This is a genomic window from Citrobacter sp. CK202, assembly GCF_030333225.1.
Lineage (GTDB): Bacteria > Pseudomonadota > Gammaproteobacteria > Enterobacterales > Enterobacteriaceae > Citrobacter_B > Citrobacter_B koseri.
Genome location: NZ_JAOWGI010000026.1, coordinates 358,902 through 384,022 on the forward strand (window position 1 = coordinate 358,902; position 25,121 = coordinate 384,022).

The window sequence follows — 25,121 nt, forward strand, 5'->3', positions numbered from 1 at the left end:
ATCGACGAAAGGAGAGGTCATGCTTTCGATTGCGAAGCGCACAACCGTAGGCGCTGCTCTGTTGCTTGTGATGCCGGTTAGCGTATGGATTTCAGGCTGGAACTGGCAACCCGGACACTCGGTCTGGTGGTTAAAATCCTTATACTGGGTGACAGAAACGGTGACGCAGCCGTGGGGAATTATTACGCATGTGCTTCTGTGCGCCTGGTTTCTTTGGTGCCTGAGATTTCGCCTGAAAGCCGCAATGATGCTTTTTGCTATTCTGGCCGGTGCGATCCTGCTGGGGCAGGGGGTAAAATCGCTGGTGAAGGCGCGGGTGCAGGAACCCCGACCTTTTGTTATTTGGCTGGAAAAAACGCACCATATTCCCGTTGATGAGTTCTACACTTTAAAACGTAAAGAACGCGGGCACTTAGTCAAAGAACAACTGTCCGGGCAGCAGGATATTCCGGCTTTTCTGCGTCAACACTGGCAAAAAGAGACCGGATTCGCGTTTCCTTCCGGGCATACCCTGTTTGCCGCAAGTTGGGCGTTGTTGGCGGTAGGACTATTATGGCCGCGCAGGCGTACCCTTACGATTGCGATTTTGTTAGTCTGGGCGACAAGTGTTATGGGCAGTCGCCTGTTGTTGGGTATGCATTGGCCGCGCGATTTAGTTGTCGCGACGTTGATATCCTGGCTTCTGGTGACGCTGGCGACCTGGCTTGCTCAGCGCATTTGCGGGCCGCTTACGCCACCCGTTGAAGAGGCTCGCGAGATAGCGCAGCGGGAGCAAGAACGTTGACGGTGGTTGATTTTCCGTAATTTGCCCTTAAATCATGAATGGACAGAACGCTTTTCCGTTTCGCGCGCGTCGCGAAAATGGTAATTTAAAGGGCTGAATGCGGTAAGTTGAACACGATTTATTCGCTCAAACCACATAACGGGAAGTAATGTGAAATATTTACTCATTTTCTTACTGGTGTTGGCGATTTTTGTTATTTCGGTGACATTGGGTGCGCAGAACGATCAACAGGTAACGTTTAATTACCTGCTGGCTCAAGGGGAGTACCGTATTTCTACGTTGCTTGCCGTTTTATTTGCCGCAGGCTTTGCTATTGGTTGGCTAATTTGCGGCCTGTTCTGGCTGCGTGTTCGCGTCTCCCTGGTGCGTGCCGAACGTAAAATCAAACGACTGGAAAACCAGCTTTCGCCTGCGACCGACGTTGCGGTATCTTCCGATTCGTCGGTTGTGAAGGAATAATCATTTATGCTGGAGTTGTTGTTTCTGCTTTTACCTGTAGCGGCAGCCTATGGCTGGTATATGGGTCGCAGAAGTGCGCAACAAACAAAACAGGACGAAGCTAACCGTCTTTCTCGCGACTATGTGGCGGGGGTTAACTTCCTCCTGAGTAACCAACAGGATAAAGCGGTGGATCTGTTCCTCGACATGCTGAAAGAGGATACCGGCACCGTTGAGGCTCATCTCACTCTTGGAAACCTGTTTCGCTCTCGCGGTGAAGTAGACCGCGCCATCCGCATCCACCAGACCTTAATGGAAAGCGCGTCGCTGACTTATGAGCAGCGTCTGCTGGCTGTGCAGCAACTGGGGCGTGATTACATGGCGGCCGGGTTGTATGACCGGGCGGAAGATATGTTCAACCAGCTTACGGATGAAACGGATTTCCGCGTAGGGGCGTTGCAACAGCTGTTGCAAATTTATCAGGCGACCAGCGACTGGCAGAAAGCGATTGATGTGGCTGAGCGGCTGGTGAAGCTCGGCAAAGACAAACAGCGCATTGAGATCGCACATTTCTATTGTGAGCTGGCGCTGCAACAGATGGGCTGCGATGATATGGATCGCGCCATGACGTTGCTGAAAAAAGGCGCCGCCGCAGACAAAAACAGCGCCCGTGTTTCTATCATGATGGGCCGTGTGTTTATGGCAAAGGGGGAATACGCCAAAGCGGTGGAGAGCTTACAGCGGGTTATCTCCCAGGATAAAGAACTGGTCAGTGAAACGCTGGAGATGTTGCAGACGTGCTATCAGCAGCTTGGTAAAAATGATGAATGGGCGGAGTTCTTACGTCGGGCTGTGGAAGAAAACACCGGCGCCGCCGCTGAGTTGATGCTTGCCGATATTCTGGAAGCGCGGGAAGGGCACGACACTGCGCAGGTTTATATTACTCGCCAGTTACAGCGCCATCCGACCATGCGGGTGTTTCATAAGCTGATGGATTATCACCTCAATGAGGCAGAAGAAGGACGCGCGAAAGAGAGCCTGATGGTGCTGCGTGATATGGTCGGTGAGCAGGTACGCAGCAAGCCGCGTTATCGCTGCCAGAAGTGCGGATTTACCGCCTATACCATGTACTGGCATTGTCCTTCCTGCCGGGCGTGGTCGACGATTAAACCTATTCGCGGCCTTGACGGGCAGTAGTTTAAAAAAAAACTGTATTTTAGTTACAACATTCTGTTGGTTTTTACCTGTCCCTCACGCTGACATCCGGGCAATATCGCCTCGCAGAGGTACAATCGCGCCTGTTCATTTTGCCTTTGCGCAGGTAGAATGCACGCCGTTTACCCATTTCGCGCCGCACCCGGTGCCCATCATCAAGAAGGTCTGGTCATGACGTTTACTGCTTCATCTTCTTCCCGCGCTGTTACCGATTCTCCTGTCGTTGTTGCTCTGGATTACAATAATCGTGATAACGCGCTGGCTTTCGTCGACAGAATCGACCCGCGTGATTGCCGCCTGAAAGTCGGCAAAGAGATGTTCACGCTGTTCGGCCCGCAGTTGGTTCGTGATTTGCAGCAGCGCGGCTTCGATATCTTTCTTGACCTGAAATTTCATGATATTCCAAATACCACGGCACATGCCGTTGCGGCGGCGGCAGATCTGGGCGTATGGATGGTTAACGTCCATGCGTCGGGTGGGGCGCGAATGATGACCGCAGCGCGCGAAGCCTTACTGCCGCTGGGTAAGGATGCGCCATTGCTGATTGCGGTGACGGTACTGACCAGCATGGAAGCCAGCGATCTGGCGGATCTTGGCGTGACATTGTCACCGGCTGAGCATGCGGAACGTCTGGCGCGCCTGACGCAAAATTGCGGGCTGGATGGTGTGGTCTGCTCGGCGCAGGAAGCGGTGCGCTTTAAGCAGGAATTTGGCGCAGAGTTTAAGCTGGTAACGCCGGGTATCCGTCCTCAGGGATCTGACGCTGGCGATCAGCGCCGTATCATGACGCCGGAACAGGCGCTGGCGGCGGGCGTGGACTATATGGTTATAGGACGACCGGTTACGCAGTCTGCTGACCCTGCGCAAACCCTGAAGGCCATTAATGCATCACTGAAACGGGGGGCCTGATGAACAATTCTGACAGCCGTCTGGTCTATTCCACGGAAACGGGCCGGATTGACGAACCGAAAGCGGCGGTTGAACGCCCAAAGGGTGACGGTATCGTCCGTATTCAGCGCCAGACCAGTGGGCGGAAAGGTAAGGGTGTGTGCCTCGTTACCGGCATTGATATGGATGATGCTGAACTGACCAAACTGGCCGCAGAGTTGAAGAAAAAATGCGGCTGCGGCGGGGCGGTTAAAGAGGGAATAATTGAAATTCAGGGCGATAAGCGCGATCTGATTAAATCATTACTGGAAGCCAAAGGAATGAAAGTTAAACTGGCGGGCGGCTAATGAAAAAAGCCACGATAGTTATTTATCGTGGCTTTAAATTTCACTGTGTATATTTAGAGTAAAGACCTGTAAAGAATTACCGTATTATTATTTCGAGCCGGTCGACCGTAGATTATTTACCTACCTGATGGCCGATAACACCACCTACCGCAGCCCCGCCAAGCGTACCCAGCGTGCTACCGTCAGTTAAAATGGCTCCGCCCAACGCCCCAGCCCCTGCACCGATCGCAGTGTTACGGTCACGTTTAGACCAATTAGAGCAAGCGCTCAGAGACATCGCCAGGGTAATTGCCAGAACAGCGGCGGTCATTTTTTTGCTCGTCATAAACATAATACTTTCTCCTGAATAATTGATTCACGGAAGTAATTTCTCTTTAATTATAGCTAAAATGATGTTCATTAAAGCCATTAAAGAGACTGTCCGCAAAACCTTGTTGCGCAGGGGTAACAGCTTAAAATCACGCAGGTGATAGTCACTTCCTGTTATATCGCTAATATAAATTTTACGACTTTACCCTGTTAATAACAGGTAAATAGTCTTAATTAGATTGTCGGAAAAATCTCAGAGGGGAGAGATGATTTGCCGGATGGCAAATCATCTGCAATGCGCTCAGGCACGAGGTTCGATGATGTTCACCGTCAGCCCGGTGCGTTCCAGTTGCATTTGATGGTCCGCACTTATTCTGGAATCGGTGATAACGCGGCTAAAACGTGTTAACGGCCCCAGCGTATAAGGATGTACTGCGCCGAATTTAGAGCTGTCCGTCAGAACAATGGCTTCAGAGCCTTTTTCCAGTACGGCATTAACCACATCCGATCGCATCATGTCCCGTCCGGTAAAACCGGTATCCGGCTGCCAGCCATCGATACCGATGAAGGCCTTACTGAAGTGAACCTGCTGGATAAACTGGCGGGTCAATGGCCCGACCATACTTTCACTTTTTTTCTGGTAGATTCCGCCAAGGAGGATCACTTCGCACGGCGTCTCTTTGAGCAAGTGAGCGATATAGCTACTCACCGTAATAATGGTGACATCCTTTTGTTCCGCTAACGTTCTGGCCAGCAGGGCATTGCTGCTGCCGTTTTCAATAAATACGGATTCGCCGGGGCTGACCAGTGACGCGGCAAATTCAGCCAGTTCGCGTTTGAGCGTGTAATTGGTCATCATGCGCGTTTCGACGTCATCGCTGTCCAGCGAGACGGCAAAACCATGCGCACGGCGCAGATAGCTCTGTTTTTCCAGAGTGTTAAGATCCTGTCGGATCGTGACTTCAGAGACGCCGGTGATTTTCGCCAGCTCAGCCACGCTCATCTGGCCTTTATCAATGACCATTTGCAAAATTGATTGTTGTCGGGAATTCATAATTTTAATTTTTATAACGGTATCAGTACCGGGGAGTATAAGGGATGCTGCGTTTCCTGAGTCAGGTGCCACGAAAAGCTCGCGTCACTTAGATCTCCCACGGAGCCCGGGGTTTCGTCGAGGAGGCGTCGGTATCTTCTTTCACCTGACTTAACAACTCCGCCTTAAGAATTTCAAGGTTGTGGATGGCAGAGTGGTAATCGCCAGCAACAAGGATATCCAGCACGGTATCAATGCGTTCGGCAACACGTTGGGCGTCGATATCAGACATGGTTATCATCCTTACGTCAAAAATGTATGAATTTCATGATGCAAAAAATAATGCCAAAAGAGAAGGGGAAAAACAGGATTCGCCAAAACCATTGGGTAATATTATATATTCTGTTATTACATGCAGATAAGTTTGTTATCAGATGTCTCTTACCCTGTCCTGAACGCCTGTTTTTTGCCCATCTCAGCGCGTCTTTTTATTCAGATAACGTTTGTACCAGCGTTCAAAAGCGGCGGCGGGCATGGGTTTGGCAAACAGGAACCCCTGGCGCTCGTTGACGCCATTCTTGGTTAAAAATGCATCTTCTTTTGCGCTTTCGACGCCTTCCGCAATCACCTGTAGATTTAACGCCTGCGCTACGGCGACGATCGCGCGTACTAACGATTGCGAAACCGACCGTTTATGAATGTCTCTGACAAACGTCTGATCCAGCTTGACCGCATCAATGGGGAAGCGGGCAAGCTGAGAAAGCGACGAGTAGCCGGTGCCAAAATCGTCCAGATGTATCTGCGCGCCAAGCTGGCTGAATTGCTGGATGACGGTCAGCGCCAGTTCTTCGTTTTCAATCAAACAGCTTTCTGTCAGTTCGACATCAATCGGGCAATATTCGAAGTTCAGTTCATGAAGCACCTGCTTCAGGTCGGTAAAAATAGTTTGATCCGCGAGCTGGCGGGCGGATACGTTCACCGCGACGCGCAGGTTGATGCCTTTGCTGCGCCATTTGGCGACCTGCCGTACAACATCCATCATCACCCATCGCCCCAGCGGGACAATCAGCCCAGACTCTTCGGCGTAGGAGATAAACTCCAGCGGGGGAATTAACCCGCGTTCCGGTGATTGCCAGCGCACCAGCGCTTCGAGGCTGCGGACTTCGCCGCGCCAGGTCATCTTCGGCTGGTAGTGGATCAGGAGCTGATCGTTTTCCAGCGCTTTGCGCAGATTGGTGTCCAGCCAAAGATACTCAAAGACGCGCTGGTTCATCTCGGGAGAGAACACGCAAAACTGTCCACGTCCGCCTTCTTTCGCGGTGTACATTGCGGTATCCGCATTACGAATCACGCTTTCGCTGTCATGCCCGTGCTGCGGCGCAAGGGCGATACCGATAGAACAGCCGGTATACACCTCGATAAGGCCAATGCGAAAGGGTTGACGTAAGCGTGTGAGAATTCGCGATGCCATGGCCTCCAGCGACCCTTGCGAAGTCTGCGTGGCGAGAACGATAAACTCATCGCCGCCGAGGCGGGCCAGCAGTTGATTCTCCTCAAGGCAACTCAGGATCGCCAGCGAGACGGCCTGTAACAGCTGGTCTCCAAACATATGCCCGTAGGCATCGTTCACCCTTTTGAAGTTGTCCAGGTCCAGATAGACGATACCAACCTGATTGTCGCCCGCGTTTTCAATGGCATCGTTAATCAGCTCATGAATGGCATTCCGGTTAGGCAGCCCGGTGATTGTGTCCGTATTCGCCAGTACGCGTAAACGCTCCTGCGTACGCCGCTCCTCGGTAATGTCGGTGCCTGAACAGATTAAAAAGATTTCGTTCTTACCGCTGCCGCTATGGACAAATTTATTCCGAAACAGAAACAGGCGCTGGCCTTTGCGGGTCTTTACCCAGCGTTCGATCTCATAAGAGTTGCCGTTGCGGAAAAAACCGCTGATGTTGCGCCTGGAGGCTGCGGCTTCGCGCCGGCTCATAAATAATTTGAAGACGCTTTGCCCAATGACGTCATGCTCTTTTAACCCGGTGTATTCTTCGCAAAGACGGTTAAAACGCTGGATATTCCCGCGGCTGTCAAGGATCACGATCGCTGAGTTGGCCTCTGATACCACCTGCTCGGCAAAGGAAAGTCCCAGAACGGCCTCCTGCGTATCTGAGGGCGCATCATGCCAGACCGATACGTTTCCTGCCCATTCGCGCTTGTTGATTTTTCGCCCGACAAGTTGCACGGGAACGGCATTATGTTCACCGGGAAGGGTGAGTAACAGGCTTGACGTGATGACGGTCATCTCCCGGATGCGGTCAGCCTGCTCGGAAGATAACGCAACGGTCTGGTCAGCGTCGGCAGCCTCAGTCGCGGATAAACGCAGAGTGTCGCAGTCATCCGATAAACGCCAGTAAGGGCTATGGGTTCCCAAATCGCTAAACAATGAAACAGGCTCCAGAACGTCTTTCATGATGCTTACCATCCCGTTTAAAGCGCATACAGCCTCAGGAGAAAGGTTAGCCATGATTCGTACGAGGTAATTATGGCTGAACATATTGTTTTACTTATGTATTTATATGTAATCCAGATTCAGAAAAAAGCATAGCGAGCGGATAAAAATAATTCTGAACGGATGAGTGAAGTGTAGCGTGCGGTGGGTGGGGCGGGCAGAAAAAAAACGGCCTTTCCGGTTAAAGAAAGGCCGCTACATCAAAAACGTCAGGCGACAGGCCGGGCGATAATGCTACGGGTTTCCATGCGAACTTCCGCGATCGTTACATCGATCACATCAGTCACTTTGTATACCGTTTCACCTTTGATCTGCACGGTGCCGCTTTCCTGGCTGCAAACCAGCTCGTCACGTACGGCATGCAGGAACGGCGCCGGGATAAAGGCCATTGCGCCATTATCGACCAGGCGAACGCGCATCCCGCCGCGGCTGATATCAACGATTTCCGCCGCAAAGCGTGTTTCTGTACCGGCTTTATCATTCAGGAAGCGCGCATATAACCAGTCTCCGACGTCACGTTCCGCCATACGGTTCAGGCGGCGGCGTTCAGCCATCTGCTGCGTTGTCTCTTCCTGCGGACGCGCGATGGTTTCGCCTTTGATGACGGCTTTCAGCAGGCGGTGGTTAATCATGTCGCTGTATTTACGAATCGGAGAGGTCCAGGTTGCATACGCTTCCAGACCCAGTCCGAAGTGAGGGCCCGGTTCGGTGCTGATCTCTGCGAATGACTGGAAGCGACGAATACGGCTGTCCAGGAAACCGGACGGTTGGGCATCCAGCTCGCGGCGCAGTTTGCAGAAGCCTTCCAGGGTTAATACGTCTCCTGCGTCAACGTGCAGGCCATGCGTTTTCAACAACGCCGCCAGCGCGTCGGCGTTGGCCGGGTCGAAGCCCATGTGAACGTTGTAAATACCAAAGCCCAGTTTGTCGCGCAGCACGCGGGCGGCGCAAATGTTCGCCGCGATCATGGACTCTTCCACAATGCGGTTCGCAATGCGGCGAGGTTCCGCGACGATATCCAGCACTTCGCCTTTCTCTCCAAGAATAAAGCGATAGTCCGGGCGATCTTTGAACACCAGCGCATGGTTGTGACGCCATTCGCCACGGCTCAGGCAAATGCGCTGGAGCAGGCGGATCTGTTGGGCGATAGCGTCACTTTCAGGCTGCCAGCTGCCGGTATTTTCCAGCCAGTCGGAGACATTGTCGTAGGCCAGTTTGGCTTTCGACTTGATCGTGGCCGCAAAGAAGGTGATGTCATCTTCAATAGTGCCGTCGGCGGCAATGGTCATGCGGCAGGCCAGTGCCGGACGAACTTCCTGCGCGCGCAGGGAACAGAGGTCGTCAGACAGTTCGCGCGGCAACATCGGGATGTTGAAGCCCGGCAGATAGTTGGTAAACGCCCGGATTTTTGCGATGTTATCCAGCTTGCTGCCTTCCGCAATCCACGCGGTCGGATCAGCAATCGCAACCGTCAGTTGCAGCTTACCTTCGCCCAACTCTTGCGCATAAAGGGCGTCATCCATGTCTTCGGTGCTGGCGCTGTCGATAGTGACAAAATCCAGCGCGGTCAGATCCTGGCGTACCAGACCTTCATCAAGCATTTCTGTCGCCGCGCCGTTCGGCGCTTCTTTTTCGAGATTATGGCGAGCCAGCGTGACCCACCACGGTACGAAGTGGTCGTCGGCGAAGGTGATGAACTGGGTTAACTCGGCGTAGAAAGAGCGGTCGCCTTTCAGCGGATGACGGCGCATTTCGGCAACGGCCCAGTCACCCTCTTTAAATTCGTGTTCCACGCCACGGGCGGCACGGCATGGGATAGCGTCTTTCAGCAACGGATGATCCGGTACGATGGACAGACGATCGTTTTTACCCTGGATTTTGCCCACGAAGCGGGTCAGGAACGGCTCGATCAGTTCTTCTGGCTCGGCGGACTCGCGTTCTTTTTCCGTATGGATCACCGCGACAATGCGGTCGCCGTGCATGACTTTTTTCATCTGCGGCGGCGGGATGAAATAACTTTTTTGTGCATCGACTTCCAGGAAGCCAAAGCCTTTTTCCGTGGCTTTTACCACCCCTTCAGCACGCGGCGTCTGGGAATGTAGTTGCTGTTTAAGCTGCGCTAGCAGCGGGTTGTCCTGAAACATAATTGTCTATTTTCGTGGCCAAAAGAGCGGCTGACAGTTTTACGCGATTCTGCCTGGCGCAGCAAGCGCTCTTTCAGTAAAGGCGCGGTTAATGTGTTTCGCCCAACGCGATTTTTAAACGGTTCAACCAACCGCACAATCCGCACCAGCCCAGCAAGTTGACGGCCTGTTCCAGTGACGCCCCTTGTTCGAGTAACGGCGTGAATTGCGCAGCGCTAAAACGATCGGGCGCCCTGGTCAGCCATTGTATCGCTTGCGTGACAGGACGCTCAACCGGATGTTGGCTTTCCCAGTGCTGTATCTCCCGTTCATCCCGGCGGAACACCGAAATTGTCTCTGCCCATTCGCTCGCGTGGCGTGACTGTTCATTAAAACAGGCGACGCTGCCATTGATGCGCGACGTGAGCAGCGTGGCGAGTGGGAGCGACGCCGGTGGCGCATCCGTACGCAGGGCGCTGGTGAGCAGTGTGCCAAGCAAAGAAAGCAGGGCGGGTTCGTGAACCAGGACTGGCGCGAGCGTCAGCAGTTCTGCAACCGGCTGATGGTGGGACAGGCACTCCAGCTGTTCGGCGCTGGCGTAACGTATTTCCACGCCTTCCTGAGCCGGGTGCCATTGCGCGTCCCTTTCCTGGAAAAGCTGCGCATCGGCGAATTGCTGTATATCCAGACCCGGCACCCAGCGGACGGGGTGTCCACGATAAGCCTGGAATATCGCCACGACGCGCGCCTGAAAACCCACAAAACCAATAATCTGGTTTATCAGAATGATGTCGCAGGTCGTCAGACCCACATCGTCAAGGTGCTGGCGGTCGCGGGCATTAATGACCGCAGGGGAACTGGCCAGTTGACGCGCGTATTGCGTGATTTGCGCCAGTCGGTGGTTACTCTCCCGGGAAGAGTCCGGGCCGGGAAGCGGGGTCAGTCGCGCGGCGTAATGGTTACAGAGCCGCTGTACGCCATAGACCTGGGCAACGGTCAATGCGGTACTCATCCGTTCATAGGCGCTGAACGTGTGGAGACGATTCTGTGTGACGCGCTCGGGAAAGAGGCGTTGAGCAAGTTGACGGGCAGGGTGCAACCAGGACTGAAAGGGTAAAAGCACGTCTTCGGCGATCGCTAAATCCAGCAGAAAACTGTCCTCGACGTTCGCGGCTTCCGGCACCAGCGGGAGAACCTCTTGCGGATAAGTGCTGGACTGGGTTTCATGATACCAGTGGCTTTTGCCTTCAATTCGGCGTTGTTCCATGGGCGTTCCTTGGTCTAAAAGTGGCGACCCGGACACGTCGTCGTCGAATCACGCCGGATCGTTTTCGCTGCATTATCCTGGCGTAAGCAAGAGAGGGGATAAAAGATTGTTAGGTGATAATAAATATCAGAATGATATATACCGCGATGCGACAGCGCGCGAAGAATGGAAGGGGGTGAAAGGCGTCATCAGAGAAGGGAATAATGGGCGACGCTGCGCCGCCCATTGCGGGAAGTGAAACGATTATTTCAGTTCCAGTTCGTTCATGGCTGCGATGCTGAAACCGCCGTCGACGTGAACGACTTCACCGGAGATACCGGCAGACAGATCGGAGCACAGGAAGGCGGCAGAGTTGCCCACATCTTCAATGGTAACAGTGCGGCGAATCGGCGTAACCGCTTCGCAATGCGACAGCATTTTACGGAAATCTTTGATGCCGGACGCGGCCAGAGTACGGATCGGACCTGCGGAGATTGCGTTAACACGAACGCCTTCCGGGCCCATCGCGTTAGCCATGTAACGCACGTTTGCTTCCAGAGACGCTTTTGCCAGACCCATGACGTTGTAGTTCGGGATTGCGCGCTCAGCACCCAGATAAGACAGGGTCAGCAGGGCGGAACCCGGATTCAGCATGGTACGGCAAGCTTTTGCCATCGCCACAAAGCTGTAAGAGCTGATGTCGTGCGCGATTTTAAAGCCTTCACGGGTAACGGCATTCACATAGTCGCCATCCAGCTGATCGCCAGGCGCGAAGCCGATAGAGTGAACGAAACCGTCGAATTTCGGCCAGACTTTACCCAGCTCGGCAAACATAGCGTCGATGCTGGCATCTTCAGCCACATCACACTGCAACACGATGCTGGAATCCAGTTGAGCGGCAAACTCTTCCACGCGGCCTTTCAGTTTGTCGTTCTGGTAGGTGAACGCCAGTTCAGCTCCTTCGCGGCGCATCGCCTGAGCGATACCGTAGGCGATGGACAATTTGCTGGCAACACCCGTTACCAGAATGCGCTTACCGGAAAGAAAACCCATAGCTTTAATCCTTATAGTCATTACTTATTTTTTGCTTTTAATATCAATAAATTAAAAGCAACATTTCAAAGTTATTCGAAATTAGCTCGAAATTATATCCCACTCACAGCCCTTTGTGTCACGATATTTTTCCGTCATTTCCCGTGACTTAGCTCCGGGGCGGCGCAGGGCGAGCCTGTTTACTTTCGATATTTTCCTGCATCCGTCCAGTATATCACCCGCTATCAGGTTCGCCTCATCCAACCAGCACGAGCGGGTGACGCGCTGCGAATATAAGGGATAAATACATTTGGACGAATCATAATGGTTGCATGACTAATTCTACTTATGTATTATCCGCAGCCGGTTCGTTATGACGCGTAAGTGCGTGATAACTCACAAGAACCGTCAAACCGCCATTAGCTCATCTGGAAGAGCGAACGACATTTGTTGTGGGTGTTGTAGGGAACGGGGTTCGAGGCCTCGATGGCGGCCCAGGCCGACTTAGCTCAGTAGGTAGAGCAACTGACTTGTAATCAGTAGGTCACCAGTTCGATTCCGGTAGTCGGCACCATTTCAAACGTTTCCAGTGTTTTCTGACTTCACAAAAGCCCGCGTATCGCCGTTTCTTCTCTCCCGTCAAAACCGCGTTTCAACGGGAAAGAAGAGTCTGAACTTACGGTTTACCTGCCAGTCGAGACCTTTTCAAATCGATAAAACAGGTTCGGCTCACTCATAATATAAATGTTGCCGGCCTTATCCATCGACACGCCTTCAGGTTGCGGGATATCTTCCTCAAGACCATTTTCGCCCTGCGTTAATGACATCCGGCGCAGCACATTGCCGTTCAGGTCTATCTCTGTCAGGCTGCGTGACTCATCAGATAAGATCAGCAGATGTTCACCGTGGATGTGAAGGGCGGAGATATCGTCTACGTCCAGATTTTTAATCAGATCATCCAGCGGGACGATCTCAGAAAAATGAGTAAGGCCACTGTCGCTTTGGGTCCGGTACAGCATGACCGGTTTACGTTCTTTGGCGAAATAGAGTTCATTTCGTCCGGCCATCCAGGCAATGCCTTCGATTCCCCGGTTGCGCGCGTTCTCAAACAGGTCTGTTTCTATTTTTCTCACTGACCTGACGTCCAGATTCTGGCTGAGCTGGTAAACATACATCGCGGAGTCTGCTTCATCGACCAGTAAGTATGTCCCGTTACCCGCGTATTCGATTGATTCAGCATCTTTAATCCGATCTGCGATGCTTTTTCTGGCGAGTATTTCTCCATTTTTAGACAGTTTGAGGATGGTGGCGGGTCTGTTGAGGGTGGCGACAAAAACATCTTCTTCGGGCACGTAGCTCAGGGAGGATAAATTGTCGATCCCGGACAACGGTTTTTTGAAGTCCAGAGTGTAGCCGAATGCCGGTTCAGTCTGGTTGTCAGCGCGAGTGAATGCGAAAGCGGACGCCAGTAGCACAGCCAGCGCCAGACACAGGATCAGCCAGGAATATTTTCTCATGGGCGCTCCTGCATTCGAGGCGCGTGGTGGATGACCAAATGGCCGCTAATTGATTCAGACAACAACATCATAACGCTCCTTCAGGCTAGCGATCTTTTCGCCAGGCGTCGGCGGTGAGGGCTTCGCCGAAGTGTCCTGCGATCAAACGGCGGGTGAGTTCATGTAACGGAGAGGCGAGAACATCAGCAGTGCTGCCGCGTTCGACCACTTCGCCCTGGTGCATGACCAGCACCTGATCGCTGATGTGTTTCATCATCCCCAGATGCTGAGTGACGTAGATATACGAAATCCCCTGTTTTTCCTGGAGTTCCAGCATCAGGTTGATGAGCTGCGAGCGCATCGACATATCGAGCGAAGCCAGCGCTTCGTCGGCGATGATCACCTTCGGGCGTAAAATCAGGGCGCGGGCTAATCCCAGACGCTGTTTCTGCCCTGGCGCCAGCATGTGCGGATAATAGCTGACGTGGTCAGGGAGAAGGCCGACCATCCGCATGGTTTCAATAATCTGCTTACGTCGCTGCTCCGGTTCCAGATCGGTGTTCAACCGCAGCGGGAAATCCAGAATCTGCGAGATGCGCTGTCGCGGATTGAGTGACGTTGACGGGTCCTGAAAAATCATGCGGATGCGCTGGCTGCGAAACGAGTAGTCGCCGTATTTCAGCGGATGATCGTCAATCAGCAGTTCGCCGCTGGTCGGCGCGATCATTCCTGCCAGCATTTTCGCCAGCGTGGATTTGCCGGAGCCATTCTCACCAATAATGGCGAGCGTCTGGCGTTCGCGTAAGGTGAAGCTGAGCGGCTTTACCGCCTCGACGGTCTGACGCCGGAACCATCCTGTACGGTAGCGGAAGGTTTTACTCAGGTTACGCACTTCGAGCAGGGTTTCCACCATGTCACTCTTTCTCCATATTCAGCGGAAAATGACAGGCGTAGAGATGATTCTTCGCCCCGGTCAGACGCGGGGTTTCAATGCATTCTCGTTGAGCATACGGGCAACGCGGCCCCAGACGACAACCTATCGGTAATTGTTCCAGCAGCGGGATTGCCCCTGGCATGGTATTCAGGCGGCTTTTATGCGGCATGGCGCTGCCAAAATCCGGTATCGCGCGGATGAGCGCCTGAGTATAAGGGTGGTGAGGCGTAGCCACCAGATCCTTACTGGGCGCAGTTTCAACCGTCTGCCCGCAATACAGAACGTTAATTTTGTCTGCCCACTGGCTGAGCATTTGCAGGTCATGACTGATCAGCAAAATAGTGGTATTGCTGTTCTGGTTCAGGCGCGTCAGCAGGCGGAAAATCTGCGCCTGGGTGGTGGGTTCCATCGCGTTGGTCGGTTCGTCGGCAATCAGCAAGCGCGGCTGATTGGCGAGCGCAATGGCGATCATGACTTTCTGACATTCGCCATCCGTCAGCTCATACGGAAAACTGCGCATCGCGTCTTTGTGATCTTTAATGCCGACCCGGTGCAACAGTTCAATGGCACGGCGTTTTCGCCAGCCAATACGCTGCCACCAGCGACCTTTATAGGTCCAGGCGGGAATATTCTGCATCAGTTGACGGCCAATGCGCTCCGAAGGATCAAGGCACGACTGCGGTTCCTGAAAGATCATCGACACGTTATGGCCGACCAGTTTGCGGCGCTCGCGCGCGGAAAGACGCAGCAGGTCGATATCGTCAAAGCGCATACGGTCGGCGGTGACGCGCCAGTTGTCTTTCGCCACACCGCAAATGGCTTTCGCAATCAGGCTTTTCCCGGAGCCGGATTCGCCGACCAGTCCACGAATTTCCCCTTCATTTAACGTCATGCTGACCCGATCTACGGCTTTAACCCAGTCTTCGCCGGTTTTAAATTCAATGGTCAGGTTGCGGATATCCAGTAACGGCATTATTCCACCCCCGCGATAATCGCGCGCCGGATGCCGTCGCCGAGCAGGTTCACCAGCAGAACGCTGATCATAATTGCCGCGCCAGGTAACATCACCGTCCACGGCGCGACATATATCAGCTCCAGCGCGTCGCCGAGCATGGCGCCCCATTCAGGAGAGGGGAGTTGCGCGCCGAGGTCGAGAAAACCGAGCGCGGCGATATCGAGGATCGCCATCGACAACGCGCGGGTGATTTCGGTAATCAGACCGGCGGTAATATTGGGCAGAATGGCAAACCAGAGAATATTGAGCGTGGTGGCGCCATCGAGGCGTGCGGCGATCACATACTCTTTTTCCAGCTCGTCATGCACCATGCTGTAGACCGAGCGCACCATACGCGGCAGCAGTGCGAGCCAGACGGCAAACATTGCGTGACTCAGATGCGGCCCGGCAAAGGCAACAACGATAATCGCCAACAGCAACGACGGAATAGAGAGCAGGGTGTCCAGAATATGGTTGAGTACGGCGGAGCGTAAGCCGTGCGTAGCCCCGGCGACAACGCCCAGAATCAGGCCGCACAGCGTTGCCGCCAGCGTGACGATAAACGCGCCGCCGACGGTGGGCGCCGCGCCGCTCAGCAGGCGACTTAAAACGTCACGCCCCAGATCGTCCGTGCCCAGAAAAAACGAGACTTCGCCATAGCGCGACCAGGACGGCGGCAACAACTGGTAGCCGAGGAACTGCTGATCGATGCCGTAGGGAGCAAACCAGCTGCCAAAAATACACAGCACCACCAGACCTGCGCAGCCGTAAAGACCGACCATCGCAGAAGCGTCGCCATAAAATTTGCGCCAGGCAGTGCGCAACGTTCCCGGTGGGCGCTTTTCGCTGTACACACTATCGTAAGGCATACCATTCCTTATGTTTCAGAGGGTTAGCCATAGCACCCAAAATATCAGAGATCACGTTGACGATAATCACTAGCGAACCAACCACCATTACGCCTGCGGAAATAGCGGCGTAGTCCTGCTGGCGGATAGCGTTGATCAACCAGCGTCCCAGCCCCGGCCAGCTAAAGACCATCTCGGTGATCATCGCCAGCGTCAGCATGGTGGAAAACTGCAAGCCGAGACGCGGGATCACCGGCGGCAGCGCGTTGTGCAGCACATGCCGACGCAGAATCGTCAGCCGTGACAGACCGCGCGTCGCCGCTGCCTTCACGTAATTCTGGTCATACACTTCAATAGTGCTGATGCGCATCAGACGAATCACTTCCGTGGTGGGGGCGACGGCCAGCGTCAGCACCGGCAATACCATGTGGCGCACTGCGCTCATCACCATCTCATCGCGCCAGGGCGAGTCGGAAATCCAGGCATCAATAATGGCGAAACCGGTGACCGGCTTCACTTCGTAAAGCAGATCAAAACGACCTGATACCGGCAGCCAGCCGAGCGTGAGCGAGAAGAACAGCGTCAACAGCAGCGCCAGCCAGAAGACCGGAATCGAAAATCCCACTAAGGCGAGGGCGCTGATGAAACGGTCTGGCCATTTATTCCGCGTTACGCCTGCCAGCATCCCCACGGGGATTCCGACCATCAGGGCAAAGCCGAAAGCGAGAATGCACAGCTCCATCGTGGCGGGAAAAACCTCTTTGAGCTGTTCAGAGATCAGCTGGCCGTTAATGCTGGAAACACCAAAATCCCAGTGGATCAGGCTGTTAAACCAGAAAACCCAGGCGTTCCACAGCGATGCGCCCTGTAATGGCGCATGAGGCGTGAAATAGCTCAGGCTAAAGCCGATAAAGGTCAGAAAGAACAGCGTGACCAACAGCAGCAGAAACCGACGCAGGGTGAAAATAATCATGGTTTTTTCACCTCATCTTCTTTTTCCCGCGAAACACCGGCAAACGAGGCGTTACCAAAGGGACTTAAAACCAGTCCTTTAATATCATAGCGATAAGCCTGTAAACGCAGCGAGGAGGCGAGCGGCAGTATCGGCAGCTCTTTTGCCAGAATATTTTGCGCTTCATCATACGCGTCAATACGCGCCGCAAGTTGCTGGGACGAGAGCGCTTTTCGCAGAATGCCGTCAAACTCAGGATGGCACCAGTGTGCAAAGTTGGTTTGTGAGTTAATGGCGGCGCAGCTCAGCAACGGCCTGAAGAAGCTGTCTGGATCGTTACTGTCGGTTGCCCAACCGGACAACGTCAGATCATGGTTCATGTCCATCAACCGCGCCTCCTGGAAACGACCTTCTACCGGAACAATCACCACTTTTACGCCGACCTGCGCCATATCCGCCTGGATCAGCTCGGCGGTTTTCAGCGGGCTGGGGTTCCAGGCCTGGGAACTGGTCGGCACCCACAGCTGTAGCGTTAAGTTTTCCAGCCCCAGCGCTTTCAACTGCTCGCGGGATTTAGCCGGATTGTATTCTGTAATTTTAGCCTCGTTGTCATAGGCCCACGAGGCGCGCGGCAAAATAGAGGCGGCGGTTTCCGCTGTACCGTAGTAGATCGACTGCATCAGCCGCTGGTTGTTGATCGACAACGCCAGCGCATGGCGTACGGCGGGATTATTCAGTGGCGGCTTATCGGTATTAAAGGCCAGGTAGGCGATGTTCATACCGGGGCGCAGCGTCAAACGCAGGCGCGGATCGTCGCGCAGAATCGTGAGCTGACTGGCGGCGGGCCAGGCCAGCACATCGCATTCGCCGGTGAGCAATTTCGATAAACGGCCTGTGCCGCCGGAGCCTAAGTCAACCACCACCTGCGGCATCAGCGGTTTACCACGCCAGAATCCCTCATGACGTTGCAGACGAATATATTGTCCGGCGCGATATTCCGAGAGCTGGAACGGGCCGGTGCCGACCGGCTGGCGGTCAATCAGTTCCGGGTGATCCTGCTTTGTCAGCTGCGCCGCATATTCCGCTGACATGACCGACGCATAGTGCGTCGCCAGATGCCATAAGAAGGAGGCGTCTGGTTGGGTCAGGCGAAATTCGACGATATTGTTGTCCAGCTTACGCACGCTCTGGACGTTATCGGCAAACTGCAAACTGTCGAAATAGGGAAAGCTGCCGCCGTTAACGTTATGCCAGGGATGTTTGCGATCAAAAATGCGCTCGAAGGTAAACACCACGTCATCCGCGTTCAGCTTGCGGGTAGGGGTGAACCAGGCGGTCTTCTGGAAAGAGACGTTGCGACGCAGGTGGAAACGGTAGGTCGCGCCGTTGTCCAGCACTTCCCAGCTTTCTGCCAGTTCCGGCACCAGACGATAAGTATAAGGGTCCACATCCAGCAGTCTGTCATACAGCTGGGCGGCAAGTGTATCAACGATCAGGCCGCTGCTCGCTTTTTGTGGATTGAAGGTGTTGACCTGCCCACTGACGCAATAGACAAAGCCGCTGTCGCGAATATCAGCATGCATAGTCGGTTCAGGCGCAGCCGCAGCCTGACCACTCAGGAGTCCAGCCATCACGATCAGAGACGATAAAACCAGGCGCATAATTTTTAAGGTTTTTAGATTCGATCTGCAAAGTGTATCGCACTTCGGCCCGCCAGGTAAAAATGACTGCGGACAACTGGCGTAAATGTACACAATTGCGATGAAGGAATCGTCATACTGGTTGAATAAACACCAAAGGAAATGCCCGTTCAGTTAAGTTACGGGCTTTGATACATGATTACTTCAGGCTTACGTTTCGCAATATTTTCTGGCCTGCGACAGATTGTACTTTCCAGGTACCGTTTTCTTTCACCATGCAGTCTATTACTGTGTGTTTCTGTTCAGCGCCGAAAGAGACATAGACCTGTGTACATACGGGATCTAAGTCTGATGAGACGATCTCTATTTGCTGCCAGTCATCGTCAAAATCCTGGGCTTTGATGAACATATCAGAATCGGGTACATCTTCGGAGCCTGGGTCTGCTGTATTTGAGGTCTTTAACGCAGCAATGGTGTTTGCTGTAACGTAGGGCTGGAGTCCCTCATAATCAGCCAGTGGATTTTTCTCCTGTATTAACTGGGATATGTACCAGCGATTAAATGTTAAAGCTGTAGCTTCGGGTCCGCCGGGAGACAACGCCGCAAAAGCAGAAGAGCTGATTAACAAGCCAGCCAGGCTCGCACCCATCATAGCGTGTCTGCGTGCGTATTCTACGGTTGCGTGTTTATCCCAATTCATGGCATTTCCCTTGTATGCAAAATCGTTGGGTATAACATTACGCTGGAAATTCAATCACCTTTGTAATTATTTTTATTATGTTATTAACCAATATCGAAATTAATTATAAAGAAAACCTCATTAATTCACTTAACATATTACCCCCACAGAATGAGAACAACTGTCCCGGGCATGAGCGCTAAATCTGATGTTTTTTGAGCAATGCGCGCAACTGGTGGTAGGTCAGACCCAGCAATTCTGCTGCCCGTTTTTGATTAAATTTCGCCTGTTGCAGACTGATTTGCAGAAAGTCTTTCTCCTGCTGTTGCTGAAATTCGCGTAAATCCAGCGGCAATGATGGCACAGAAACGGGCGTTTCCGGCGGCGTCGGTTCGGGAGTGTCACGCTTAAACGGGTCGATGATAATTTCATCTAACGGATAATCGCTGCTGCCATGCCGATAAACCGAACGCTCAACCACGTTTTTCAGCTCACGAATATTTCCCGGCCAGCGGTACTGAAGCAGGGTTTCTCTCGCCCGCGCGGTAAAACCCGGGAAGAGGGGCAGATGAATCTCACGGCACATCTGAATGGCAAAGTGTTCGGCCATTAACATGATGTCGCTTTGACGCTGGCGTAAAGGGGGAAGCTGTACGACGTCGAAAGCGAGCCGGTCCAGCAGATCGGCGCGAAATGTCCCTTCGCTCACCATTTGCGGCAAATCGGCATTTGTCGCACAGACCAGACGCACATTAACCTGCAACGGCTGGCTGCCGCCGACGCGCTCCAGCTCGCCGTATTCGATCACCCGCAGCAGTTTTTCCTGAACCAGCATGGGAGCGGTCGCCAGCTCATCCAAAAAGAGCGTACCGCCATCGGCGCGTTCAAAGCGCCCGGGATGACGTTTTTGCGCGCCGGTAAATGCGCCTGCCTCATGACCAAATAACTCGGAGTCGAGCAGGTTTTCATTGAGCGCGGCGCAGTTAAGGGAGATGAACGGCCCTTGCCAGCGCGTTGAGAGAAAATGCAGCCGGTTGGCGATCAGCTCTTTCCCTGTTCCGCGTTCGCCAATGATAAGCACGGGTTTATCCAGCGGCGCCAGATGGGAAACCTGCTCCAGCACTTCAAGAAAGCTGTTGGCTTCGCCGAGAAGGTTATCTTTGTATTCTGCCATGATGAGATTCACCACTTGTTAGTGTTATTCACCACTTTAGCCTATTTCTCTCGTGAGGTAAAATCGTGCATTGTTTTAATAATCAATATATTAAAAAGTTGGCACGCAGATTGTATTAACCCTGTAGCAGGGCATAGCCCGATATCAGAACATACCGTGTGAGGATTGAATTATGGGTATTTTTTCTCGTTTTGCCGACATCGTGAACGCCAACATTAATGCGCTGCTGGAAAAAGCGGAAGATCCGCAAAAGCTGGTGCGCCTGATGATTCAGGAAATGGAAGATACGCTGGTGGAAGTCCGTTCTAATTCCGCGCGCGCGCTGGCAGAAAAGAAACAGTTATCCCGTCGCATTGAGCAGGCCGCCGCGCAGCAGGCGGAGTGGCAGGAGAAAGCCGAGCTGGCGCTGCGTAAAGACAAAGAGGATCTGGCGCGCGCCGCGCTGATTGAGAAACAAAAACTGACGGATTTGATCGCCACGCTCGATCAGGAAGCGGTACTGGTTGACGACACGCTGGTGCGGATGAAAAAAGAGATTGGTGAGCTGGAAAATAAACTCAGTGAAACTCGTGCCCGTCAGCAGGCATTGACGTTGCGCCACCAGGCGGCAAGCTCTTCCCGTGATGTCCGCCGTCAACTGGACAGCGGCAAACTGGATGAGGCTATGGCGCGTTTTGAATCGTTTGAACGCCGTATCGATCAGATGGAGGCGGAAGCGGAAAGCCAAAGCTTTGGCAAGCAGAGAACCCTGGATCAGCAGTTTGCCGATCTGAAAGCAGATGATGAAATCAGCGAACAACTGGCGCAGTTGAAAGCCAAAATGAAGCAAGATAACCAATAATAATACCTGGCGGCGCCCGAACGCGCCGCCGCTCATCACCTGTAAGGAGCACTCATGAGCGCGTTATTTCTGGCCATACCGTTAACCATTTTCGTGCTGTTCGTGTTACCGATTTGGTTATGGCTGCATTACAGCAACCGTTCCGGTCGGGGCGAACTGTCGCAAAGCGAACAGCAACGTTTAATGCAGCTAACCGACGAAGCGCAACGCATGCGCGAGCGTATTCAGGCGCTGGAAGCCATTCTTGACGCCGAACATCCGAACTGGAGGGATCGCTAATGGGAGGAATTAACCTGAACAAGAAATTATGGCGCATGCCGCAGCAGGGGATGGTGCGAGGGGTGTGTGCCGGTATCGCGCAGTACCTTGATGTACCGGTGAAACTGGTGCGTATCCTGGTGGTGTTGTCGATCTTCTTTGGTCTGGCATTTTTCACCCTGGTGGCTTATATCATTCTCTCTTTTGTACTGGACCCGATGCCGGACAGCATGGCAACGGGCGAGCAACAGCCTTCCAGCGGTGAACTGTTAGATGCGGTGGATCGTGAACTGGCCGCAGGCGAAAAACGTTTACGCGAAATGGAGCGCTATGTGACCTCTGATACCTTCACGTTACGCAGCCGCTTCCGTCAATTGTAAGAGGACAGAGATGAATACTCGCTGGCAACGCGCCGGGCAAAAGGTGAAGCCGGGCTTTAAACTTGCAGGGAAGCTGGTTCTCCTGACCGCGTTACGCTACGGTCCCGCAGGCGTAGCGGGGTGGGCGGTGAAATCCGTGGCCCGGCGCCCGCTGAAGATGTTGCTGGCGGTGGCGCTTGAGCCTTTACTGAGCCGGGCAGCGGCTAAATTATCCCGGCGTTATGGGCGATAAGAGGATGCAGGAAATATTTTCTTAAGGCCATGTGTACAGGATGATGAAATCCTGATCATCAGTAAGAACGATAACAGGTGTACTTTTCTGCTTGTGGCGGCGTAAACGGCGTCGCCATAAATACCTCAGAGAGTTGATAATTAATAATCAGCCCCTATCTTTATTTCCTGCTCGTTATACTTTTTATGGACTCTTCAGGCACAACAGGATGGCGATGAAGCGACTCAAAAACGAACTTAACTCGCTGGTTAATCGCGGTGTAGACAGGCATTTACGTCTGGCCGTTACCGGACTTAGCCGCAGTGGAAAAACCGCGTTTATCACTGCGATGGTTAACCAACTGCTCAACATCCATGCCGGATCGCGACTGCCGCTGCTAAGCGCGGTGCGTGAGGAGCGTTTGCTGGGCGTGAAACGCGTTCCACAACGTGATTTTGGTATTCCACGTTTTACCTACGATGAAGGGCTGGCCCAGCTTTATGGCCAGCCGCCTGCCTGGCCGACGCCAACGCGCGGTGTGAGCGAAATCCGCCTCGCGTTACGCTATAAATCCAATGATTCTTTGCTGCGTCATTTTAAAGACACCTCGACGTTATACCTGGAGATTGTCGATTATCCCGGCGAATGGCTGCTCGACTTGCCGATGCTGGCGCAGGATTACCTGAGCTGGTCCCGGCAAATGACCGGCTTATTGCAAGGGCAGCGGGGCGAATGGTCGGCCAAATGGCGTCAGTTATGCCAGGGGCTGGACCCGCTGGCGCCTGCTGATGAAAATCGCCTGGCGGAGATCGCCGCGGCCTGGACGGCGTATCTGCACCAATGTAAACAGCAGGGGCTGCACTTTATTCAGCCTGGCCGCTTTGTGCTGCCGGGCGATATGGCGGGCGCGCCTGCGTTGCAGTTTTTCCCGTGGCCGGATGTGGATGCGCATGGCGAATCGATACTGGCGCAGGCGGACAAACACACCAACGCCGGAATGTTGCGTGAACGCTTTAATTACTACTGTGAAAAAGTGGTGAAAGGGTTCTATAAAAACCATTTCCTGCGGTTTGATCGCCAGATTGTACTGGTGGATTGCCTGCAACCGTTGAACAGCGGGCCGCAGGCGTTCAACGATATGCGTCTGGCGCTGACGCAATTGATGCAGAGTTTCCACTATGGTCAGCGAACGCTATTTCGCCGACTCTTTTCCCCGGTGATTGATAAACTGCTGTTTGCGGCGACCAAGGCAGACCATGTGACTGTCGATCAACATGCCAATATGGTCTCTTTGCTCCAGCAACTGATTCAGGATGCCTGGCAAAACGCGGCGTTTGAAGGCATCAGCATGGATTGTCTGGGACTGGCGTCCGTACAGGCGACGACCAGTGGATTGATCGACGTGAATGGTGAAAAGATCCCGGCCTTACGCGGTAACCGTTTAAGCGACGGAACGCCGTTAACGGTATACCCCGGCGAAGTGCCCGCACGCCTGCCGGGACAAGCGTTTTGGGACAGTCAGGGTTTCCAGTTTGAAGCGTTTCGCCCGCAGGTGATGGATGTGGACAAACCATTGCCGCACATTCGTCTGGATGCCGCGCTGGAATTTTTAATAGGAGACAAATTGCGATGAGCGAACCGTTAAAACCGCGTATCGATTTCGCAGGTCCACTGGAGGTGGAGCAAAACCAGACGCTTAAAACGCAACAGACCTTCAGCGAGACGCAGGCGCAGACCTTTGCCCCCGCGCAGGTGGATGAGTCTCTGGAAGACAAGGGGCAGGCGGAAGCGGTCATTGATGCCGCGCTGCGCCCTAAACGCAGTTTGTGGCGCAAGATGGTGATGGGGGGACTGGCGTTGTTTGGCGTCAGCGTTGTGGGCCAGGGCGTGCAATGGACTATGAACGCATGGCAAACCCAGGACTGGGTGGCGCTGGGCGGTTGTGCCGCCGGGGCGTTGATCATTGGCGCAGGCGTTGGCTCGGTCGCAACCGAATGGCGTCGGCTATGGCGATTACGCCAGCGGGCGCATGAACGGGATGAAGCGCGCGACCTGTTGCACAGCCACGGTACGGGAAAGGGCCGTGCGTTTTGCGAAAAGCTGGCGCAGCAGGCCGGTATCGATCAGTCTCACCTGGCGTTGCAGCGCTGGTATGCTTCGATTCACGAGACGCAAAACGATCGGGAAGTGGTCAGCTTATACGCTCAACTGGTGCAACCGGTGCTGGATGCCCAGGCGCGACGTGAAATCAGCCGTTCGGCCGCCGAGTCCACGTTAATGATCGCCGTCAGCCCGCTGGCGTTGGTGGATATGGCATTTATCGCCTGGCGAAATTTGCGACTGATCAATCGCATTGCGACGTTGTATGGCATTGAACTGGGGTATTACAGCCGTCTGCGCCTGTTTCGTCTGGTGTTGCTCAATATTGCGTTTGCGGGCGCCAGCGAGCTGGTGCGTGAAGTCGGGATGGACTGGATGTCGCAGGATCTGGCGGCGCGTTTGTCTGCCCGTGCGGCGCAGGGTATTGGCGCCGGGCTGTTAACCGCTCGTCTGGGCATTAAAGCGATGGAGCTGTGTCGTCCTTTACCGTGGATCGACGATGATAAGCCGCGTCTGGGGGATTTTCGTCGCCAGCTTATCGTTCAGGTCAAAGAAACCTTGCAGAAAAGCAAAACCCCGCGTGAAAACTGATCGCTGGAAGGGCGCTGACCGTATAACTTTACGGCCCGGCGCCCAATTTTCCGTCATGCTGTCAATAATTGTTGACAGAATCCTTCCTGCTAATCGAATACT

Annotated in this window: 26 protein-coding genes and 1 tRNA gene; 12 read left to right on the forward strand and 15 right to left on the reverse strand. The window is 53.6% G+C overall.

Translation table 11 applies throughout. From position 1 onward, the window contains the following. The first annotated feature begins 19 nt into the window (after positions 1–19). The 5 genes from pgpB (at position 20) to yciH (ending at position 3,672) form a co-directional block, all read left to right on the forward strand. Positions 20–784, forward strand: coding sequence for a phosphatidylglycerophosphatase B (pgpB, locus tag OGX84_RS14520; RefSeq protein ID WP_286458107.1), 765 nt, complete (start codon positions 20–22; stop codon positions 782–784). A gap of 150 nt (positions 785–934) precedes the next feature. After that, positions 935–1,243 carry a lipopolysaccharide assembly protein LapA gene (gene lapA, locus OGX84_RS14525; RefSeq protein ID WP_286458108.1) on the forward strand — a complete coding sequence of 103 codons (309 nt, stop codon included), beginning with the start codon at positions 935–937 and terminating at the stop codon, positions 1,241–1,243. Positions 1,244–1,249: 6 nt separating this feature from the next. Then, entirely contained in the window at positions 1,250–2,419 is a 1,170-nt protein-coding gene (lapB, locus tag OGX84_RS14530) for a lipopolysaccharide assembly protein LapB (RefSeq protein WP_012132243.1), read from the forward strand. A gap of 189 nt (positions 2,420–2,608) precedes the next feature. Then, complete coding sequence (gene pyrF, locus OGX84_RS14535) at positions 2,609–3,346, forward strand: orotidine-5'-phosphate decarboxylase (protein ID WP_110494909.1); 738 nt, start codon at positions 2,609–2,611, stop codon at positions 3,344–3,346. Then, positions 3,346–3,672 (forward strand): stress response translation initiation inhibitor YciH, encoded by a 327-nt coding sequence (gene yciH / locus OGX84_RS14540; RefSeq protein ID WP_012132245.1) that lies wholly within the window; start codon positions 3,346–3,348, stop codon positions 3,670–3,672. The genes pyrF and yciH overlap by 1 nt, the downstream gene beginning before the upstream one ends. A 112-nt stretch (positions 3,673–3,784) precedes the next feature. On the opposite strand, the gene osmB is transcribed toward yciH, so the two are convergent. The 7 genes from osmB to fabI all read right to left on the reverse strand — a co-directional run bounded on the left by osmB (position 3,785) and on the right by fabI (position 11,942). Continuing rightward, a complete protein-coding gene (gene osmB / locus OGX84_RS14545) occupies positions 3,785–4,003 on the reverse strand; it encodes an osmotically-inducible lipoprotein OsmB (RefSeq protein WP_012132246.1) in 219 nt (72 codons plus the stop codon). A gap of 279 nt (positions 4,004–4,282) precedes the next feature. Continuing rightward, positions 4,283–5,035, reverse strand: coding sequence for a DNA-binding transcriptional regulator YciT (yciT, locus tag OGX84_RS14550; protein ID WP_024130303.1), 753 nt, complete (start codon positions 5,033–5,035; stop codon positions 4,283–4,285). 88 nt (positions 5,036–5,123) lie between these two features. Further along, positions 5,124–5,306 (reverse strand): YciZ family protein, encoded by a 183-nt coding sequence (locus tag OGX84_RS14555; protein ID WP_024130304.1) that lies wholly within the window; start codon positions 5,304–5,306, stop codon positions 5,124–5,126. 183 nt (positions 5,307–5,489) lie between these two features. Continuing rightward, on the reverse strand, positions 5,490–7,481 hold the full coding sequence (pdeR, locus tag OGX84_RS14560; RefSeq protein WP_115614757.1) for a cyclic di-GMP phosphodiesterase: 1,992 nt from the start codon (positions 7,479–7,481) through the stop codon (positions 5,490–5,492). Positions 7,482–7,729: 248 nt separating this feature from the next. Beyond that, positions 7,730–9,664 (reverse strand): exoribonuclease II, encoded by a 1,935-nt coding sequence (locus tag OGX84_RS14565; protein ID WP_286458111.1) that lies wholly within the window; start codon positions 9,662–9,664, stop codon positions 7,730–7,732. Positions 9,665–9,752: 88 nt separating this feature from the next. Continuing rightward, the gene (locus tag OGX84_RS14570) at positions 9,753–10,910 is read right to left on the reverse strand and encodes a carboxymuconolactone decarboxylase family protein (protein WP_115614758.1); all 1,158 of its coding nucleotides are present in this window, start codon (positions 10,908–10,910) and stop codon (positions 9,753–9,755) included. 243 nt (positions 10,911–11,153) lie between these two features. Further along, entirely contained in the window at positions 11,154–11,942 is a 789-nt protein-coding gene (gene fabI / locus OGX84_RS14575) for an enoyl-ACP reductase FabI (protein WP_024130306.1), read from the reverse strand. Positions 11,943–12,419: 477 nt separating this feature from the next. Between fabI and OGX84_RS14580 the strand changes: the two genes are divergently transcribed. Continuing rightward, positions 12,420–12,495 (forward strand) — tRNA-Thr (locus OGX84_RS14580). 109 nt (positions 12,496–12,604) lie between these two features. Here OGX84_RS14580 and OGX84_RS14585 read toward each other — a convergent pair. The 8 genes from OGX84_RS14585 to pspF form a co-directional block, all read right to left on the reverse strand. Then, entirely contained in the window at positions 12,605–13,438 is an 834-nt protein-coding gene (locus OGX84_RS14585) for an SdiA-regulated domain-containing protein (protein ID WP_112002052.1), read from the reverse strand. 85 nt (positions 13,439–13,523) lie between these two features. Continuing rightward, positions 13,524–14,330 (reverse strand): peptide ABC transporter ATP-binding protein SapF, encoded by an 807-nt coding sequence (sapF, locus tag OGX84_RS14590; RefSeq protein WP_012132256.1) that lies wholly within the window; start codon positions 14,328–14,330, stop codon positions 13,524–13,526. A gap of 1 nt (position 14,331) precedes the next feature. Next, positions 14,332–15,324 carry a peptide ABC transporter ATP-binding protein SapD gene (gene sapD / locus OGX84_RS14595; protein WP_012132257.1) on the reverse strand — a complete coding sequence of 331 codons (993 nt, stop codon included), beginning with the start codon at positions 15,322–15,324 and terminating at the stop codon, positions 14,332–14,334. Next, positions 15,324–16,214, reverse strand: a complete 891-nt coding sequence (gene sapC / locus OGX84_RS14600; RefSeq protein WP_012132258.1) for a peptide ABC transporter permease SapC — start codon at positions 16,212–16,214, stop codon at positions 15,324–15,326. Before sapC ends, sapD begins: the two co-directional genes overlap by 1 nt. Then, on the reverse strand, positions 16,201–17,166 hold the full coding sequence (gene sapB / locus OGX84_RS14605; RefSeq protein WP_047463560.1) for a peptide ABC transporter permease SapB: 966 nt from the start codon (positions 17,164–17,166) through the stop codon (positions 16,201–16,203). Before sapB ends, sapC begins: the two co-directional genes overlap by 14 nt. Beyond that, the gene (gene sapA / locus OGX84_RS14610; RefSeq protein ID WP_115181595.1) at positions 17,163–18,806 is read right to left on the reverse strand and encodes an ABC transporter substrate-binding protein SapA; all 1,644 of its coding nucleotides are present in this window, start codon (positions 18,804–18,806) and stop codon (positions 17,163–17,165) included. Before sapA ends, sapB begins: the two co-directional genes overlap by 4 nt. 178 nt (positions 18,807–18,984) lie before the next feature. Continuing rightward, positions 18,985–19,485, reverse strand: a complete 501-nt coding sequence (locus OGX84_RS14615; RefSeq protein ID WP_081353184.1) for a DUF3828 domain-containing protein — start codon at positions 19,483–19,485, stop codon at positions 18,985–18,987. 178 nt (positions 19,486–19,663) lie between these two features. After that, positions 19,664–20,638 carry a phage shock protein operon transcriptional activator gene (gene pspF, locus OGX84_RS14620; RefSeq protein WP_199972032.1) on the reverse strand — a complete coding sequence of 325 codons (975 nt, stop codon included), beginning with the start codon at positions 20,636–20,638 and terminating at the stop codon, positions 19,664–19,666. A gap of 172 nt (positions 20,639–20,810) precedes the next feature. Here pspF and pspA point away from each other — a divergent pair, with 172 nt between their 5' ends. The 6 genes from pspA (at position 20,811) to OGX84_RS14650 (ending at position 25,019) form a co-directional block, all read left to right on the forward strand. After that, positions 20,811–21,479 (forward strand): phage shock protein PspA, encoded by a 669-nt coding sequence (gene pspA / locus OGX84_RS14625; protein ID WP_071258393.1) that lies wholly within the window; start codon positions 20,811–20,813, stop codon positions 21,477–21,479. Between the two features lie 54 nt (positions 21,480–21,533). Next, positions 21,534–21,758: an envelope stress response membrane protein PspB gene (gene pspB / locus OGX84_RS14630; protein WP_012132266.1), complete on the forward strand. Its 225-nt coding sequence runs from the start codon at positions 21,534–21,536 to the stop codon at positions 21,756–21,758. Then, entirely contained in the window at positions 21,758–22,117 is a 360-nt protein-coding gene (gene pspC, locus OGX84_RS14635; protein WP_012132267.1) for an envelope stress response membrane protein PspC, read from the forward strand. Before pspB ends, pspC begins: the two co-directional genes overlap by 1 nt. A 10-nt stretch (positions 22,118–22,127) precedes the next feature. Next, positions 22,128–22,349, forward strand: a complete 222-nt coding sequence (pspD, locus tag OGX84_RS14640) for a phage shock protein PspD (protein ID WP_049008178.1) — start codon at positions 22,128–22,130, stop codon at positions 22,347–22,349. 214 nt (positions 22,350–22,563) lie between these two features. After that, the gene (locus tag OGX84_RS14645; RefSeq protein ID WP_058669435.1) at positions 22,564–23,961 is read left to right on the forward strand and encodes a YcjX family GTP-binding protein; all 1,398 of its coding nucleotides are present in this window, start codon (positions 22,564–22,566) and stop codon (positions 23,959–23,961) included. Beyond that, on the forward strand, positions 23,958–25,019 hold the full coding sequence (locus OGX84_RS14650; protein ID WP_286458112.1) for a YcjF family protein: 1,062 nt from the start codon (positions 23,958–23,960) through the stop codon (positions 25,017–25,019). Before OGX84_RS14645 ends, OGX84_RS14650 begins: the two co-directional genes overlap by 4 nt. Positions 25,020–25,121: the final 102 nt, after the last annotated feature.

Bases quoted from the DNA above. Each gene is read 5' to 3' on its own strand.
- pgpB (WP_286458107.1), top strand. From the start codon at position 20: ATGCTTTCGATTGCGAAGCGCACAACCGTAGGCGCTGCTCTGTTGCTT.
- lapB (WP_012132243.1), top strand. From the start codon at position 1,250: ATGCTGGAGTTGTTGTTTCTGCTTTTACCTGTAGCGGCAGCCTATGGC.
- pyrF (WP_110494909.1), top strand. From the start codon at position 2,609: ATGACGTTTACTGCTTCATCTTCTTCCCGCGCTGTTACCGATTCTCCT.
- yciH (WP_012132245.1), top strand. From the start codon at position 3,346: ATGAACAATTCTGACAGCCGTCTGGTCTATTCCACGGAAACGGGCCGG.
- osmB (WP_012132246.1), bottom strand. From the start codon at position 4,003: ATGTTTATGACGAGCAAAAAAATGACCGCCGCTGTTCTGGCAATTACC.
- yciT (WP_024130303.1), bottom strand. From the start codon at position 5,035: ATGAATTCCCGACAACAATCAATTTTGCAAATGGTCATTGATAAAGGC.
- OGX84_RS14555 (WP_024130304.1), bottom strand. From the start codon at position 5,306: ATGTCTGATATCGACGCCCAACGTGTTGCCGAACGCATTGATACCGTG.
- pdeR (WP_115614757.1), bottom strand. From the start codon at position 7,481: ATGAAAGACGTTCTGGAGCCTGTTTCATTGTTTAGCGATTTGGGAACC.
- OGX84_RS14565 (WP_286458111.1), bottom strand. From the start codon at position 9,664: ATGTTTCAGGACAACCCGCTGCTAGCGCAGCTTAAACAGCAACTACAT.
- OGX84_RS14570 (WP_115614758.1), bottom strand. From the start codon at position 10,910: ATGGAACAACGCCGAATTGAAGGCAAAAGCCACTGGTATCATGAAACC.
- fabI (WP_024130306.1), bottom strand. From the start codon at position 11,942: ATGGGTTTTCTTTCCGGTAAGCGCATTCTGGTAACGGGTGTTGCCAGC.
- OGX84_RS14585 (WP_112002052.1), bottom strand. From the start codon at position 13,438: ATGAGAAAATATTCCTGGCTGATCCTGTGTCTGGCGCTGGCTGTGCTA.
- sapF (WP_012132256.1), bottom strand. From the start codon at position 14,330: ATGGTGGAAACCCTGCTCGAAGTGCGTAACCTGAGTAAAACCTTCCGC.
- sapD (WP_012132257.1), bottom strand. From the start codon at position 15,324: ATGCCGTTACTGGATATCCGCAACCTGACCATTGAATTTAAAACCGGC.
- sapC (WP_012132258.1), bottom strand. From the start codon at position 16,214: ATGCCTTACGATAGTGTGTACAGCGAAAAGCGCCCACCGGGAACGTTG.
- sapB (WP_047463560.1), bottom strand. From the start codon at position 17,166: ATGATTATTTTCACCCTGCGTCGGTTTCTGCTGCTGTTGGTCACGCTG.
- sapA (WP_115181595.1), bottom strand. From the start codon at position 18,806: ATGCGCCTGGTTTTATCGTCTCTGATCGTGATGGCTGGACTCCTGAGT.
- OGX84_RS14615 (WP_081353184.1), bottom strand. From the start codon at position 19,485: ATGAATTGGGATAAACACGCAACCGTAGAATACGCACGCAGACACGCT.
- pspF (WP_199972032.1), bottom strand. From the start codon at position 20,638: ATGGCAGAATACAAAGATAACCTTCTCGGCGAAGCCAACAGCTTTCTT.
- pspA (WP_071258393.1), top strand. From the start codon at position 20,811: ATGGGTATTTTTTCTCGTTTTGCCGACATCGTGAACGCCAACATTAAT.
- pspB (WP_012132266.1), top strand. From the start codon at position 21,534: ATGAGCGCGTTATTTCTGGCCATACCGTTAACCATTTTCGTGCTGTTC.
- pspC (WP_012132267.1), top strand. From the start codon at position 21,758: ATGGGAGGAATTAACCTGAACAAGAAATTATGGCGCATGCCGCAGCAG.
- pspD (WP_049008178.1), top strand. From the start codon at position 22,128: ATGAATACTCGCTGGCAACGCGCCGGGCAAAAGGTGAAGCCGGGCTTT.
- OGX84_RS14645 (WP_058669435.1), top strand. From the start codon at position 22,564: ATGAAGCGACTCAAAAACGAACTTAACTCGCTGGTTAATCGCGGTGTA.
- OGX84_RS14650 (WP_286458112.1), top strand. From the start codon at position 23,958: ATGAGCGAACCGTTAAAACCGCGTATCGATTTCGCAGGTCCACTGGAG.